The 14,151-nt window shown below is 66.5% G+C and carries 9 protein-coding genes; 5 read left to right on the top strand and 4 right to left on the bottom strand.

Going from position 1 to position 14,151, the window contains the following annotated elements; all coding sequences use genetic code 11:
- Positions 1-57 precede the first annotated feature (57 nt).
- The 4 genes from H7A87_RS09100 to H7A87_RS09085 all read right to left on the bottom strand — a co-directional run bounded on the left by H7A87_RS09100 (position 58) and on the right by H7A87_RS09085 (position 9,666).
- A complete protein-coding gene (locus tag H7A87_RS09100) occupies positions 58-2,316 on the bottom strand; it encodes a cellulase (protein ID WP_119128404.1) in 2,259 nt (752 codons plus the stop codon).
- 109 nt (positions 2,317-2,425) lie between these two features.
- Positions 2,426-5,149, bottom strand: coding sequence for a TonB-dependent receptor (locus H7A87_RS09095; protein WP_119128403.1), 2,724 nt, complete (start codon positions 5,147-5,149; stop codon positions 2,426-2,428).
- A gap of 340 nt (positions 5,150-5,489) precedes the next feature.
- A complete protein-coding gene (locus H7A87_RS09090; RefSeq protein ID WP_119128402.1) occupies positions 5,490-8,432 on the bottom strand; it encodes a TonB-dependent receptor in 2,943 nt (980 codons plus the stop codon).
- A gap of 262 nt (positions 8,433-8,694) precedes the next feature.
- Positions 8,695-9,666: a LysR family transcriptional regulator gene (locus H7A87_RS09085; RefSeq protein ID WP_104582918.1), complete on the bottom strand. Its 972-nt coding sequence runs from the start codon at positions 9,664-9,666 to the stop codon at positions 8,695-8,697.
- A gap of 374 nt (positions 9,667-10,040) precedes the next feature.
- Between H7A87_RS09085 and H7A87_RS09080 the strand changes: the two genes are divergently transcribed.
- The 5 genes from H7A87_RS09080 (at position 10,041) to fdxA (ending at position 14,039) form a co-directional block, all read left to right on the top strand.
- On the top strand, positions 10,041-10,673 hold the full coding sequence (locus tag H7A87_RS09080; protein WP_104582917.1) for a 2-dehydro-3-deoxy-6-phosphogalactonate aldolase: 633 nt from the start codon (positions 10,041-10,043) through the stop codon (positions 10,671-10,673).
- Positions 10,670-11,818: a galactonate dehydratase gene (dgoD, locus tag H7A87_RS09075; protein ID WP_104582916.1), complete on the top strand. Its 1,149-nt coding sequence runs from the start codon at positions 10,670-10,672 to the stop codon at positions 11,816-11,818. Before H7A87_RS09080 ends, dgoD begins: the two co-directional genes overlap by 4 nt.
- Complete coding sequence (locus tag H7A87_RS09070; protein ID WP_119128401.1) at positions 11,812-12,723, top strand: SMP-30/gluconolactonase/LRE family protein; 912 nt, start codon at positions 11,812-11,814, stop codon at positions 12,721-12,723. Before dgoD ends, H7A87_RS09070 begins: the two co-directional genes overlap by 7 nt.
- Positions 12,720-13,598, top strand: a complete 879-nt coding sequence (locus tag H7A87_RS09065) for a 2-dehydro-3-deoxygalactonokinase (protein ID WP_119128400.1) — start codon at positions 12,720-12,722, stop codon at positions 13,596-13,598. The genes H7A87_RS09070 and H7A87_RS09065 overlap by 4 nt, the downstream gene beginning before the upstream one ends.
- Positions 13,599-13,715: 117 nt before the next feature.
- A complete protein-coding gene (gene fdxA / locus H7A87_RS09060; protein WP_006453280.1) occupies positions 13,716-14,039 on the top strand; it encodes a ferredoxin FdxA in 324 nt (107 codons plus the stop codon).
- The last annotated feature ends 112 nt before the right edge of the window (positions 14,040-14,151 follow it).

Genomic DNA, 14,151 nt, shown 5'->3' with positions numbered 1-14,151 from the left:
GGCGCACGCCGCCGTACACGGTAAGACAGCGGGATGACGCGCGCAGCGACGCAGCGCTCATCGTGGATCGCCGTAGAAGATGCCACGCCCACCGGTGGCGAAGTACACGCGCCCGGGGATGCGCGGATCGCCGGTGACGCTGTACGGCTTGCCGAACCGGTGCGCGTCGTCGTTGATGCGCAACCACTGCGCGCCTTCGTCGTCGGAGCGGAACACGCCGTCCACCCCATCCACGCGGCCGGCCAGATACAGCGCCGGCGGTGCGCCCGCGTGCAACGCCTTGCCGATGCCCAGCGAACGCGCCTGGTCCGGTTTGGACAAGGTCTGCAAACGCCCGCCCTGCCAGCGCATCACGCCCAGCGTGGGGCTGGCCAGATACACCACCCCCGCCCGCCATGGATCCGGGCGCAGCTGCGGACGCGCACGCTCGTCGCGCGCCGGGCTGCCGACCTGGGCACCGGTGTCGCGAAAGCTCGCTGCGCCATCGCGGCTCTCGAACAGGCGCCCGCTGGCGGTATCCACTGCGTACCAACGCTGCGCATCGACGCGATCGGCCACTGCCACCGCGGTCTCGGGCAGCCCCTGTACACGCTGCCAGTGCTTGCCGAAATCGGCTGTGCGCCAGTTGCCGCCGGCGTCCGGCGCCCACACCACCTGCGAGGCATCGGCGGCAATGGCGATGTTGCCGGCGCCCTGCCCGGCCGGCGGCTCGCTGGCGAATGCCGTCCACTGCGCGCCGCCATCGCGCGAATACAGCGCACGAATCTCGTTGTTGCGGCGATCGCGCACGGTGCCGCTGCGCACCACCCACTGCGCGGCCTGCCCGGCGGCGTCGATGCTTTCGCCATTGGTCAGGCGCGGGCCGGCGTACTGCAGCTGCGCACGTTCCAGATCGTCGTGCCGAAAACCGTCGATATCGCCGAGTGCGCTGAGCAGATGCGCGCCGGCCATCGGGCTGAGCAGATCCAGCGGCACGGTCTCTTCCAGCCCGCGATCCTGGAACCACCACTGCAACGGCTGCTGCGCAGAGACCTGCTGCAGATTGCGCGAGGCCCAGATGCCGTAGCCGGTGACGAACAGGGCGTGGTTGCTGTCGAACGGATCGATCGCCAGCGCGCCCATCCAGTGCGGCGTGGCGTGCGCGGTCCACGGCGCATCGCCGTGATCGAACTGCGCGCGAGCCAGCAATGGCGTCCAGCTGCGCCCCCCATCGACGCTGCGGAACAGCTCATCGCGCGGGCTACGACGGCGGAAGGTGCTGGCCAGCAGCACCTGCGGCTGTTGCGGATCCACCGCCACCGCGCCCCAGCCGAAGCCATCGCCGCTGGCCGGCTGCGCGAGCGGGCTGATCTCGCTCCAACGCGCCAGTGCCGGGGTGTACTTCCACAGCGCGCCACCGGCCATCAGATCCGGGCCGGGCTGGTCGCCGTAGCTCAGGTACCACTGCCCATCGCTGCCACCGGCCATATGGCTGGGACGCAGGCCCCTGGGTTGCCCGGCCACTGCCGACCAGCTGCGGCCGGCGTCGTCGGAGACATACAGGCTGGTCTGCGCGGTGGACACGCCGACATAGATGCGCGGGGTCGGCCGACCGGCGCGGCCACTGGCGGCATCGAAGACGACAAAGGCAATGCCCACTGCCTGTTCGCGTCCGACATGATTGCGCGCGGTTGCACCTGCCAGGGCCTCGGCAGGAAATGCGTCCACCCGCGCCCAGTGCGCGCCGCGATCGTCGCTGCGCCACAGGCCCGCATCGCGTGAGCCCAGCAACAGCACACGGCCGTCGTGCGGGTCCACCGCCAGGCGTTCGCCATTGGACCGGCCCAGTTGATTGCCGCCGAGTTTGAACGGCAGCGCGGCACGCTCGAAACTGCGGCCGCGATCGAACGAGCGCAGCAGCGCGGCATTGCCGGCACGTTCGTGCATGTAGGTGCCCGCAGCCAGATACAGCGCCTGCGGGTCGGCAGGATCGACCGCAAACGCGTCGATCCCCATCAGATTCCAGTCGTCGGCGCCCAGCCAATCGGTCAGCGCCACCCACTGCTGCGCGCGCCCATCCCAGCGGTACGCGCCACCGACATCGGTACGTGCATACGCAAGATCGCGCTCGGCGGGATGAAACAGCACACCGGTGACGAATCCGCCACCGCCAATGGCGACGCTGCGCCACTGGTAAGGTCCCTGCACCGCCGGATCGGCAGCCTGCAGCGGCAGGATCGAAAACGGCAACAGCAACAGCAGTGCCAGCCACGCACGGACCGGCCGCATCGCTGCGGTAACGCGGCGCACAGTAGGCGGATCGATTACAGCGATCATTCCTCCGGCTCCCTTGCGATCGACGGCGCGCCGTCGATAGGAAAAACACCGGTCCGACGGGCTGCCTGCACAGCTCGCCGAACCGGCGACGCACTTCCTACGGCGCGTTCTACAGGCTGGCCCGCAAGGTCAGGCCATACCGACGATCGTTGATCACGAAGTCGCGGTAGCGCGACTCGGTCCCCAGGTAGCTTTCGCGCCGGGTATCGAGCAGATTCACGCCATCGAGCGAAATCGACCACACATCATTGATGTTGAAACGCAGCGAGGCATCCAGCTGGCCGAAGCCCTTGTTGTAGACCGGCAGATTGCCGGTGCCGTTGCCTGCGGTGGTCACCAGCCAGTCGCTGCGCCAGTTGTAGGCCACACGGCCCTGGAAGCGCGAGGTTTCGTAGCTGAGGATCGCGTTGTAGCTGTTCTTGGACAGGCCTTCCAGCGGCACGGTCAGCGCCTGGCCGTTGGTGTCGGTGGCGGTGGGGCTCGGCGCCTCGCTGTCGACATAGGTGTAGTTGGTCTGCAGGCCGAAGCCGCTCAGCCAGCCCGGCAGGAAGTCGAAGAACTGCGTGTAGCCCAGTTCCGCACCGCGGATCTTGCCGGCATCGCCATTGACCGGACGGGTGATCTGCCACACGCGGCCGTCGTAGACCTCGTTGAACACGCTGTCGGCGATGAAGCCTTCGACCTTCTTGTAGAACAGGGTGCCGTACATCATCGAACCCTGGCCGAAATACCACTCCAGCGCCGTGTCGAACTGATCGGCCTTGACCGGTTCCAGATCGGGGTTGCCCGCCCTGCCGGTGAAGGTCGAGGCGCCGTTGGAGGTGCCGGTGCTCAGGCTCAGGTTCGGGTTGAGGCGATCGAAGGTGGGACGCGAGATACCGCGCGAGGCGGCAAAACGCCACTGCAGCTGATCGCTCAGCATCCAGCGCAGGTTCAAGCTCGGCAGCACGTCGGTATAGGTCTGCTGCGCGTCCACCGGAATCAGGCCGCCGCCCTCGCCGTCGGTGCCGGTACGCACGCCGGTGGAGCCGACCTCGGTCCGCACCACGCGCACGCCGATGTTGCCGTCGAACGGAATCGAATCGCTGTCCACGCCGAAGCGCAACACGCCGTAGGCCGCGTAGGTCTTCTCGGTCTGCGCGTTGATGTTGTTGGGCGAAAACTCCAGAGGGCTGGCACCGAAGGTGGCCAGGGTCTGCCGATAGTTCGCCACCGCCGCATCGGACGCGGTCAGGGTCGGGCCGAAGGCATGACTTTCACCGCGGAAGAAATCGGTGATCGGATTGGTCACGACACCAACGCTGGGGAACTGCGAGAACGGCGCACCCGCGCAGTTGTTGATGCACATGAAGCGATAGATATTGCCCTTGGTCTCGGCATCGCGGTCGGTGTAGCGCACACCGGCCTTGAAGCTGCGCACGAAGTCGCTGTCGAAGGCCAGATCCATGTCGGCGCGCCAGGCGAACTCGGTGCCCTTGTTGTCGTCCTTGTTGTCCAGGTGATAGCGCCAGCCGTCGTAGTTGTTGACGTCGGCCAGGTAGCCTTCCGCGCCGCTGGCATCGGTCACCGACAGGCGCGGCAGATCGCCGCGGAAGTCGACGTTGAACTGCGGGCTGGTGGACTGACCGGTGGACAGGATGTAGCGCGTGCCGGTGGTGGTGGCATCGACATACTGGAAGTCGGTGCTCAGGGTCAGCTTCTCGTTGACCGTCCACTTGGCGCCCAGCGAGTAATCGGTGGTCACCGAATGCCGCTCGGTCAGGCTGGTGTTGGACTCGGTCGGCACGTTCTGGAACGCGCCGTTGACGAATTCGTTGCGGTCGTTGACTTCGATGCCGGGCAGGCCCTGCATCGGGTTGGCGCCGGTCAGGGCGAAGAACGAATAGTCGTGCCAGCTGAAGTCGTATTCCGAACGCAGCACCTGCGTGTAGACCTCCACCGCATCGTTGGGACGCCATTGCATCGCGAACGCACCGGTCTTGCGCTCACGCTCGCCGACGGTGGTGTTGATGCCGGCGCCGTGCGGCACCGACACGCCCTGGCCTTCATAGCCCGGCAGATCGGTCTGGGTGTACCACGGCTCGATCGAGATGGTGTCCTGGCGGAACGGGCTCTTCTGCTGCGAGTAGTTCACCAGCAGGCCGATCTCGCCGATGCCGGTCTGCCAGCGATCGCTGAACAGGCCCGAGAACGCCGGCTTGCCGTCGTCGGCCAGGTCGTAATAGTTGTACTGGACGCTGCCGGCGATCTTGCGGCCGTCGTAGTCGAACGGCAGGCGCGTGCGCAGGTCGACGGTGCCGCCCAGGCCACCTTCGATCATGTCGGCCGAGGGATTCTTGTAGACGTTGACGCCGCCGAGCAGTTCGGCCGACACGTCCTCGAAGCTCAGGCCACGGCCATCGTTGGCGGTGAAGATGTCACGGCCATTGAGTTCGGTACGCACCTGGGTCAGACCGCGGATGGCGATCGAGCTGCCTTCGCCGTAGTTGCGCGTGATCTGGATGCCGGAGATGCGCTGCAGCGCCTCGGCGACGTTGTTGTCGGGCAGCTTGCCGATGTCTTCGGCAACGATCGAATCGACGATCTGCTCGGCGTTCTGCTTGACCAGCTGCGCCTTGGTGACGCTGCTGCGCGTGCCGGTGACCTGCACGGTGTCGAGCTGCTGGGTGGTGGAGTCCTGAGCCGGAGCGGCAGTGGTGGTCGCATCCTGCGCGTAGGCCTGCGCGCTCAACAGCGTGGCCACACTGAGGGCCATCGCGGAGCGGCGGAAATCACGGATCGAACGCTGACCCACAGTCCGGCCTGCCGGAATGTGGCGATGTTGCACTGACATGGTGCTCCCTCCCAGGACGCATGTACTTCTAATTTTTTAGCGGGTCGGTGCGCGAACGCCCTGCCCGTCGTTGGTGCTGGCCCGCATCCGCCCACGACCGGAAGGCCGGGCGGTTGCGATGCGTGGTAATCCTGACAAGGCTTACCTAGCGGCTGCGGCCGGAGCATAGGGCGGCGCCGTCGTGCCACACCAATGAAATATTCCTGGAAAGCTATTCGTAAAAACTATAGCAACCCCGACAAACCCGCCGGGTCTGGCATTGCCGACCCGGCGGGCCGGATCGGCAAAAGCGGGCTCAACTCCGCGAGCCCGGACACAGCAGTTCCGTGACGGCCTGCGCTTACCAGTTCATGCGCAGCACCAGCGAGTAGCGCCGGTCGTTGACGAAGGAAGAGCGCGTATACAGACGCCGATCCACTTCACCGCCTTCGTAGGAGGTCGGCCCCATCAGCACCTTGGTCACCGTGTTGGTCAGGTTGTTGGCCTGCACGCCCAGTTGCAGGTGCGCGTTGAAGCGGTAGAAGAACGAGCCGTCGAGCTGGCCGTAGTCGTCGGCCCAGGTGGGCAGACGGGTGGACGCATCGCTGGTGGTCAGCAGGTAGCGCGAGCGCCAGTTGTAGGCCAGGCGCAGCGACAACGGCCCCTTCTCGTAGATGCCGGCCAGGTTGTAGCTGCGCCGCGACAGGCCTTCCAGCGGCAGCTCGACACCGGTGACGGTGGTATTGGTGTACGGGTCGGTGGCGGTGTTGGCGCCGCCCTGGCTGTCGACGAAGGTGAAGTTGGCATTGACGCCGAACCCGCTCAGCCAGCCCGGCAGCTGGTCGAAGAACTGGGTATAGCCCAGCTCCGCGCCGCGGATGGTGCCCTCGTCCATGTTGTACGGGCGCGTCACCAGCCAGGGACGGTTGTCGTAGATCTCGCTGCGGGTCTGGGTGGAGAAGTAGTCCTTGACCTTCTTGTAGAACAGCGTGGCGTACAGCATGTCGCTGGTGTCGAAGTACCACTCCAGCGCAGTGTCGAACTGGTTGGCCACCATCGGCTTGAGGTTCGGGTTGCCGGCGGTGCCGACAAAATCGGTCGCCTGGCCGGCGTCGTTGGTTTCCACGTTGAGCAATACATACGGCTGCAACTGGGTGTAGTCCGGGCGCGCCATCGCCTTGGAGGCGGCAAAGCGCCACTGCAGGCTGTCGGTGAAGCGCAGGCGCAGGTTCAGGCTGGGCAGTACGTTGGTGTAGCTGCCCTGCGAGTTGTTCTCGAAGTACTGCCCGGTGTAGCGCGCCTGCAGTTCCGGCGAGACATTGAGCCCGGCCAGGTTCTGGAACTGGCCGAAACCTTCGGCCTGGGTCTTGGTCTGCACTACGCGGATGCCGACGTTGCCATCCACCGGCACGCCCCAGGCCTCGTCGTTGCCGAAGTACAGCGCCGCGTAGGCGGCCTGGGTGCGTTCGTGCTGCCGGTTGGTGTCCTGCGGCTGATACGTGTCCGGCGCCCAGCCGTAGCCACGTAGCGCCACGATCTGCTGGATCATCTGCGAGGCCGAGGCGTAGTTGTTGACCAGGCCGCTGTTGGGCACCACCAGCGTGGTCGGCACGTTCACCCCGCCACGGAAAAAGTCGGAGAAGGTGAACAACGACGACTGGTCGGTCATGAACTCGGACATGTTGGCCAGGCCGTTGCTGGTGCCCGGAATGGCGGCCCAGTTGTCGGAGATCACGCCCCAGTTGTAGCCGGAATTCTTGTTGATCTGGTTGCGGTCGGTGGCGCGCATGCCGAAGCGCGCAAAGCGCAACCAGCTGCTGTCATCGAAGGTGTATTCCAGATCCACGCGCGTGGACAGCTGACGCCCGCGGTTCTTGCCCAGGTGGTCCATCGCCGCCGCCCAGAAGTAGTTGGACGGGTCCTGGGTGAAGGCCGGGTTGGCGATCTGCACGCTGGGATACCTGCCCGACACGTCATACGACAGGCCCGGCAGATAGGTCGCACTGAACACAGTGAAATCCAGCTGTTCGTTCTCCGACTCCACCAGCTGCATATCGCCCTTGATCTGCAGGTTGTCGTTGAAGAAGTGGCTGAAACCCACCGACATGTCGGTGGTGGTGGTGCGCTGTTCGGAATAGCGGTTGTCGGTGTTGAAGCGCACGCCGTCGCCGGTGAGCACCCCGCGCCACGAGCTGGACACCGGCGAGCCGCGCAGGAAGCCGCCGCGATCGTCGTAGTCGAAGGTCGTGCCTGGCGCCGGCGTGATGCTGTTGTTGCTGTCGTTGAAGAACGCGGCGCGCTCCTGCCAGTTCATTTCGTAGCGCGAGCGCAGGAACTGCGCGTAGATCTCGGTGGCATCGCTGGGCTTCCACTGGAACGCCGCCGCGATGCCGTCGCGCTTGCGCTCGAAATCCAGCTGACGCCAGTTCACCCCGCCCGGCACGAACACCTCGCTGCGTCCGCTGCCGGCCAGCACGGCCTCGTCGGTGCGCCGCACGTACGGCTCCACCTGGATGCCGTCCGAGCGCGTGGCCAGCTCCGAGTGCGCGACGTCGATCATGAAGCCCATTTCGCCGATGCCGGTGTTCCAGCGGTCGCTGAACAGGAATGAGGCCGACGGCTTGTACTTCTTGCTCATGTCGCCGTAGTTGTAATCGACATTGCCACCGACGATCCGGCCCGGGTTGTCGAACGGCATGCGCGTGCGCAGATTGACCGTGCCGCCCAGGCCGCCTTCGATGATTTCCGCCGAGGGGTTCTTGTACACGTCCACCCCGGCCATCAACTCGGCCGGCACGTCTTCGAAGCTCAGCCCGCGGCCGCTGGCGGCGCTGAAGATGTCGCGGCCATTGAGTTCGCCGCGCACCTGGGTCAGGCCACGGATCATCACGCCACTGCCTTCGGCGGAGAAATGGTCCGGGTCGCTGCGCGCGGCAAAGTGATCGATGGTCACACCGCTGACGCGCTGCAGGGTCTCGGTGACGCTGCGGTCGGGCAAGGCGCCGATGTCCTCGGCACTGACCGAATCCACGATCTGGCTGGCATCGCGCTTGATCACCTGCGACTTGATCAGGCTGGCGCGCACACCGCGCACTTCCACCGCATCCAGATCCACCGCGTTGCCGGCAGTATTGCCGGCAGTATTGCCGGCGGGGGCAGTCGGGGGCGACTGCGTCTGTTGGGCGTACACCGGTGCGGCGAGCAACAGCCCGATGCTGACGGCCATGGCGGAATGACGCAAACGCGGGGTACGACGTGCGTGCACGCCCGTCCCTGCCGAGGCATGGCTTGAAAACTTGTACATCTGAATCCCTCCCAGGACGCAAGACGACGGAAGACTGGTTAGCGCGGCACCGTCAACGGGCCGCGTGATCGTGCAGGACACGGACGTTGCCGCCCGGCTCCACCTCCCACTGCATGGCGGCTTGGCCGCCGATCACCTGCCCGACTTCACGTGCGCTTCAGCGTGCGATCTGGCTCACAGATATAGGCGCGTGGTCTAGCGCCAGCCAATGAAAAATTCACAGCCTGGTATGCCCTTCTGGAATACGAATGGAAGAGCCCGCTTATCCAGTGGATTCCGGCCCGCGCAAGGCCGGATACAAACGCCGTGCAGTGGTGCGCAGCGCCTGCAGGATGCGCTCGGCCCCCGGCGGCAGGATGTAATCGCGCCGGCGGATGATGCCGAACGACTCCATGCGCACACCCAGTTCGATCGGCAGCACGGTCAGCAGCTTGGCCTGGATCAGCGGCGCCACCGATTCCACCGGCAAGGCGGTCAGCATGTCGGTGCCGCGCAGCAGCGTGGAGGTCACCGGCAGCGACGAGGTCTCGATCGCATTGGTCGGCGTCTGCACGCCGTGCTCCATGAACATCGAGTCCAGCCGCGCGCGCAGCACGCTGTCGGCTGGCGGCAGGATCCAGCCATGCCGTACCAGGTCCGCATGCTGCAGGCCGACCCGGCTGGCCAGCGGATGGCCGGCCCGCGCGATCACCGAATGCGGCTCGTCGGCCAGCGGCTCGAATTCCAGCTCGCCCACGCCCTCGGGCCCCAGGATGCGGCCGATCACGATATCCAGCTGGCCGTCCAGCAACTTGGCCACCAGCGGACGGCTGTAGTCCATTTCCACCCGCACCAGGATGTCGGGGAACTCGCGCTTGACCTCGGCGATCGCCTGCGGCACCAGGTTGGTGCCTGGATTGACCACCGTGCCGATCGAGGCCTGGCCCATGCGCCCGGCCCGCAACGCGGCGATTTCCTCCTGCGCCCGGCCAATCTCCGACATCGCCGCACGCGCACGCCGGATCAGCACATGGCCGTACCAGGTAGGCTCCACCCCGCGGGCATGTCGCTCGAACAGTTTCACCCCCAGCATGTCTTCCATTTCCGCCAGCAGCTTGGAGGCGGCCGGTTGCGTCATGCTGGCGGCCTCGGCCGCGCGCAGCACCGAGCGTTGTTCGTGCAGATGCAGCAGCAGCAGCAGCTGGCGCGTCTTGAGGCGGGCAGCGTTGAACCAGGGAGTGCTGGAATTTGCCATGGAGTATCGCCACGCAGGTGTATTCGTAGGAGGAATAGAATATGCCGAAAATTTCATTTGCAGCACATATCTCCGCGCGCGAGGCTATCGAACGCCGCAGCAGGAGCCCCTACCTCCCGGGCGCGGCCAGAACAGACGTGACCCCATCTTCCACGAGATGGCAACACGCACGCCATGATTGCGGAGGTGGACGACGATGACGGCAACTTGCCGGCCAATTGCAGGCCGTTGGAGTGCGCACGCAGGTGCCGCAGCCACCGCGTCGTCGCTGCCTGCCATCCTCCGCGCAGCGCCGTGCAGCGCTGCACCCTCCCCCGACGTTGGCGGCCCTTCGGTCGCCGATGGCCGTTTTCCGCTCTATCGCGAGTAACACGATGACCTCAGACACCACCGCCAGCCTGTTCGCCCTGCCACTGATCGCCATCCTGCGTGGCATCACGCCGGAAGAAACGCTCGACCATGTCGGTGCACTGATCGACGCCGGTTTCGACGCGATCGAGATCCCGCTCAATTCGCCGCGCTGGGCCGAGAGCATCGCGCTCGCGCAGCAGACCTACGGCGAGCGCGCCTGGATCGGCGCCGGCACCGTGCTGCGCAACGACGATGTCGACACCCTGGCCGAGATTGGTGCGCGCTTCATCGTCACCCCGAACACGCGCCCGTCGCTGATCCGCCATGCGGTGTCGCGCGGGCTCACCGTGGTGGCCGGTTTCGCCACCGCCAGCGAGGCGTTCGACGCCATCGATGCCGGCGCAACGATCCTGAAGCTGTTCCCGGCGGCGACCTATGGCGCGGCGCACGTGCGCGCGCTGCGCTCGGTGCTGCCCACCCACATTCCGGTCTACGTGGTCGGCGGCGTCAGCCCGCAGACCCTGGCCGGCTTCCTTGCCCAGGGCGCCGCCGGCGCCGGCATCGGTGGCGAACTGTACAAACCCGCGCAATCCCTCGAAACGACCCAGACGCATGCACGCGCCTTCGTGCAGGCCTACCAGGAACTGCAAGGATGAAGATCACCCGCCTCACCACCTACCATGCCGCACCGCGCTGGCTGTTCCTCAAGGTCGAGACCGACGAGGGCATCACCGGCTGGGGAGAGCCGGTCATCGAAGGCCGCGCGCGCTCGGTGGAAGCTGCCGTGCATGAACTGGCCGGCTATGTGATCGGCAAGGATCCGGCGCGCATCAACGACCTGTGGCAGACCATGTACCGCGCCGGTTTCTACCGCGGCGGCGCCATCCTGATGAGCGCCATCGCCGGCATCGACCAGGCCTTGTGGGACATCAAGGGCAAGGCGTTGGGCGTGCCGGTGTACGAGTTGCTGGGCGGGCTGGTGCGCGATCGCATGAAGACCTATCGTTGGGTCGGCGGCGACCGCCCGGGCGCGATCATCCAGCAGATCACCGACTACCGCGCGCTGGGCTTTGACACCTTCAAGTTCAACGGCACCGAGGAAATGAAGCTGATCGACAGCGCGCGCGCGGTCGATGCGGCGGTGGTCAAGGTGGCCGAGATCCGCGAGGCCTTCGGCAACACCATCGACTTCGGCATCGACTTCCACGGCCGCGTCGGCGCGCCGATGGCCAAGGCGCTGCTGCGCGAGCTGGAACCGTTCAAGCCGCTGTTCGTCGAGGAACCGGTGCTGGCCGAGCAGGCCGAGTACTACCCGCGCCTGGCCGCAAGCACCTCGATTCCGCTGGCCGCCGGCGAGCGCATGTTCTCGCGCTTCGAATTCAAGAACGTGCTGTGCGCCGGCGGGATCGGCATGGTGCAGCCGGACCTGTCGCATGCCGGCGGCATCACCGAGTGCGTCAAGATCGCCGCGATGGCCGAGGCCTACGATGTCGGCTTCGCGCCGCACTGCCCGCTCGGCCCGATCGCGCTGGCCGCCTGCCTGCACGTGGACTTCGTGTCGCACAACGCGGTGCTGCAGGAACAGAGCATCGGCATCCACTACAACGAAGGTGCCGACCTGCTCGACTACGTCATCAATAAAGACGATTTTCAGTGTGTCGATGGCAGTATCGCCGCCCTGCCCAAGCCCGGGCTCGGTGTGGAGATCGACGAAGACATGCTCAAGCGCGCAAACGAAAATCCGCCGGACTGGCGCAACCCGGTCTGGCGTCACAGCGATGGCAGCATCGCCGAATGGTGAGCACGCCCGAACACACCGCCGTGCTGGCGGTCGACAGCCGCTGCACGCATGGCGAAGGCGTGCTGTGGTGCGAGCAGCGTGAAGCGCTGTACTGGGTGGACATCAGCGAGAAGCGCCTGTGGCGGCATCATCCGCACAGCGGCCACACCCGGTACTGGACGTTGCCGGACCGCCCCGGCTGCCTGGGATTGATGGACGACGGCCGCGTGCTGATCGCGCTGGCCAAGTCGATCTGCATCGCCGACCCAGACAATGCCGACGGCGACAGCCTGCCGCTCCAGCACCTGGCCGATATCGAAGCCGACAACCCGCATACGCGCAGCAACGATGGCCGCGCCGACCGCAACGGCAACCTCGTGTTCGGCACCATGGACGAGCACGACCACAAGGCCGCACGCGGCGCGATGTACCAGTTCTCGCTGCGCCACGGCCTGCGTGCGTTGCCGCTGCCGGGCGTGTCGATCCCCAACTCGATCTGCTTCAGCCCCGACGGCCGCACGCTGTACTACTGCGACTCGCTGCGCCCGCAGATCCTGTGCTGCGATTACGATGCCGACACCGCCCAGACCAGCAACGTGCGCGTGTTCACCACGCTGGACCGCGACGATGCCGAGCCGGACGGCTCCATCATCGACAGCCAGGGCCATCTGTGGAATGCGCAGTGGCGTGCCTGGCGCGTGGTGCGCTACCGCCCCGACGGCAGCATCGAGCGCATCGTGCAAGTGCCGGTCAAGCACCCCACCTGCAGCGCCTTCGGCGGCGCCGCGCTGGACCGCCTGCACGTGATCAGCTCGCGCCTGGACCACAGCGCCGAGGAACTGGCCCGCACCCCGGAAGCCGGCGGCCTGTACGTCTGCGACGTGGCGATCGACGGCCTGCCCGAGAGTCGGGTGGCCAGCGCATGATCGCCATCGACTGGGGCACCAGCAGCCTGCGCGGCTATCTGCTCGCTGCCGACGGCCAGGTGTTGGAGCAGCGCCGCGGCAGCGACGGCATCCTGGCCTGCCAGGGCCGCTTCGGCGAGGTGCTGAGCACGCTGATCGAGGGCTGGGACGGCCCGCTGCTGCTGTCGGGCATGATCGGCAGCCGCAATGGCTGGGTCGAACAGGCCTATCTGCCCTGCCCGGCCGATACCGCCGCGCTGGCGCAGGCGATGCGCAGCTACGACGACCTGCTGCCCGGACGCACGCTGTGGTTCGTGCCCGGCGTGAGCACCGGCCAGCAGCACGGCGTACCCGATGTCATGCGGGGCGAGGAAACCCAGCTGGTCGGCCTGCTCGCCGCGCTCGGCGACGGCACGCACGTCGCCTGCCTGCCCGGAACCCATAGCAAATGGGCACGGCTCGACCACGGCCAGCTGACCGGTTTTGCCACCGTCATGACCGGCGAGCTGTATGCGGTGCTGCGCCAGCACAGCATCCTGGGCAAGCTGATGCAGGACGATCCTGCGGACCTGGACACCGACGCATTCGCGCAAGGCGTCGATCGCAGCGCCGAGCCCGGCGGGCTCAGCCACCACCTGTTCGGCGCGCGCACCCTGGGTTTGTTCGACCGCCTCACCGCCGCCGCGCTGCCGTCCTATCTGTCGGGCCTGCTGATCGGCCACGAGCTGCGCGAGCACCGCGGCGATCACGCCACCGTGCACCTGGTCGGCAGCCCCGGCCTGGCACAGCGCTACGCGCTGGCGCTGGCGCAGTTGGGCGTGCGGACGCAGCTGCATCGGGAAGATCTGGCTGCCACGGGATTGTTCGCACTGGCCAGGCAGCGCGGGCTGGCCTGACCGGAGACGGTCAGGACCGCGCCGAGCGGCCAGGGCTGGAGGCCGACAAATCCCCGCCAACCCCACACCGGCCACCGGACTGCTTTAGAATTGACAGGCTAAACGCCGGATTCCGCCATGCCTTTTGTTGTCACCGAAAACTGCATCAAGTGCAAATACACCGACTGTGTCGAGGTCTGTCCGGTGGATTGCTTCCATGTCGGCCCGAACTTCCTGGTCATCGACCCGGATGAGTGCATCGACTGCACGCTGTGCGAGCCGGAATGCCCGGCCAACGCGATCTACCCGGAAGACGACGTCCCGGCAGGCCAGGAAGGCTTCGTCGCGCTCAACGCCGAGCTGGCCAAGGCCTGGCCGGTGCTGACCGTGCGCCAGGAGCCGCTGCCCGATGCCGCCGAATGGGACGGCAAGCCGAACAAGCTGCCGCTGCTGCAGCGCTGACATAGCGCCTGACCGCCCTCAGCCGCAGCAACACCACGGCTGCGCAGCGATGACACCGCATCAGAAACGCAAAACGGGCGCCCGAAGCGCCCGTTCTGCTGTCTGCGATGGC

It is taken from the genome of Xanthomonas sp. CPBF 426 (assembly GCF_903989465.1).
Taxonomy (GTDB): domain Bacteria; phylum Pseudomonadota; class Gammaproteobacteria; order Xanthomonadales; family Xanthomonadaceae; genus Xanthomonas; species Xanthomonas euroxanthea.
The sequence above is the reverse complement of the archived record's forward strand: the minus strand, read 5'-3'. Positions and strand labels throughout refer to the sequence as shown.

Coding starts and splice junctions, on each gene's coding strand:
- fdxA (WP_006453280.1), top strand. CDS start 13,716: ATGCCTTTTGTTGTCACCGAAAACTGCATCAAGTGCAAATACACCGAC.
- H7A87_RS09090 (WP_119128402.1), bottom strand. CDS start 8,432: ATGTACAAGTTTTCAAGCCATGCCTCGGCAGGGACGGGCGTGCACGCA.
- H7A87_RS09080 (WP_104582917.1), top strand. CDS start 10,041: ATGACCTCAGACACCACCGCCAGCCTGTTCGCCCTGCCACTGATCGCC.
- H7A87_RS09100 (WP_119128404.1), bottom strand. CDS start 2,316: ATGATCGCTGTAATCGATCCGCCTACTGTGCGCCGCGTTACCGCAGCG.
- H7A87_RS09085 (WP_104582918.1), bottom strand. CDS start 9,666: ATGGCAAATTCCAGCACTCCCTGGTTCAACGCTGCCCGCCTCAAGACG.
- H7A87_RS09095 (WP_119128403.1), bottom strand. CDS start 5,149: ATGTCAGTGCAACATCGCCACATTCCGGCAGGCCGGACTGTGGGTCAG.
- H7A87_RS09070 (WP_119128401.1), top strand. CDS start 11,812: ATGGTGAGCACGCCCGAACACACCGCCGTGCTGGCGGTCGACAGCCGC.
- dgoD (WP_104582916.1), top strand. CDS start 10,670: ATGAAGATCACCCGCCTCACCACCTACCATGCCGCACCGCGCTGGCTG.
- H7A87_RS09065 (WP_119128400.1), top strand. CDS start 12,720: ATGATCGCCATCGACTGGGGCACCAGCAGCCTGCGCGGCTATCTGCTC.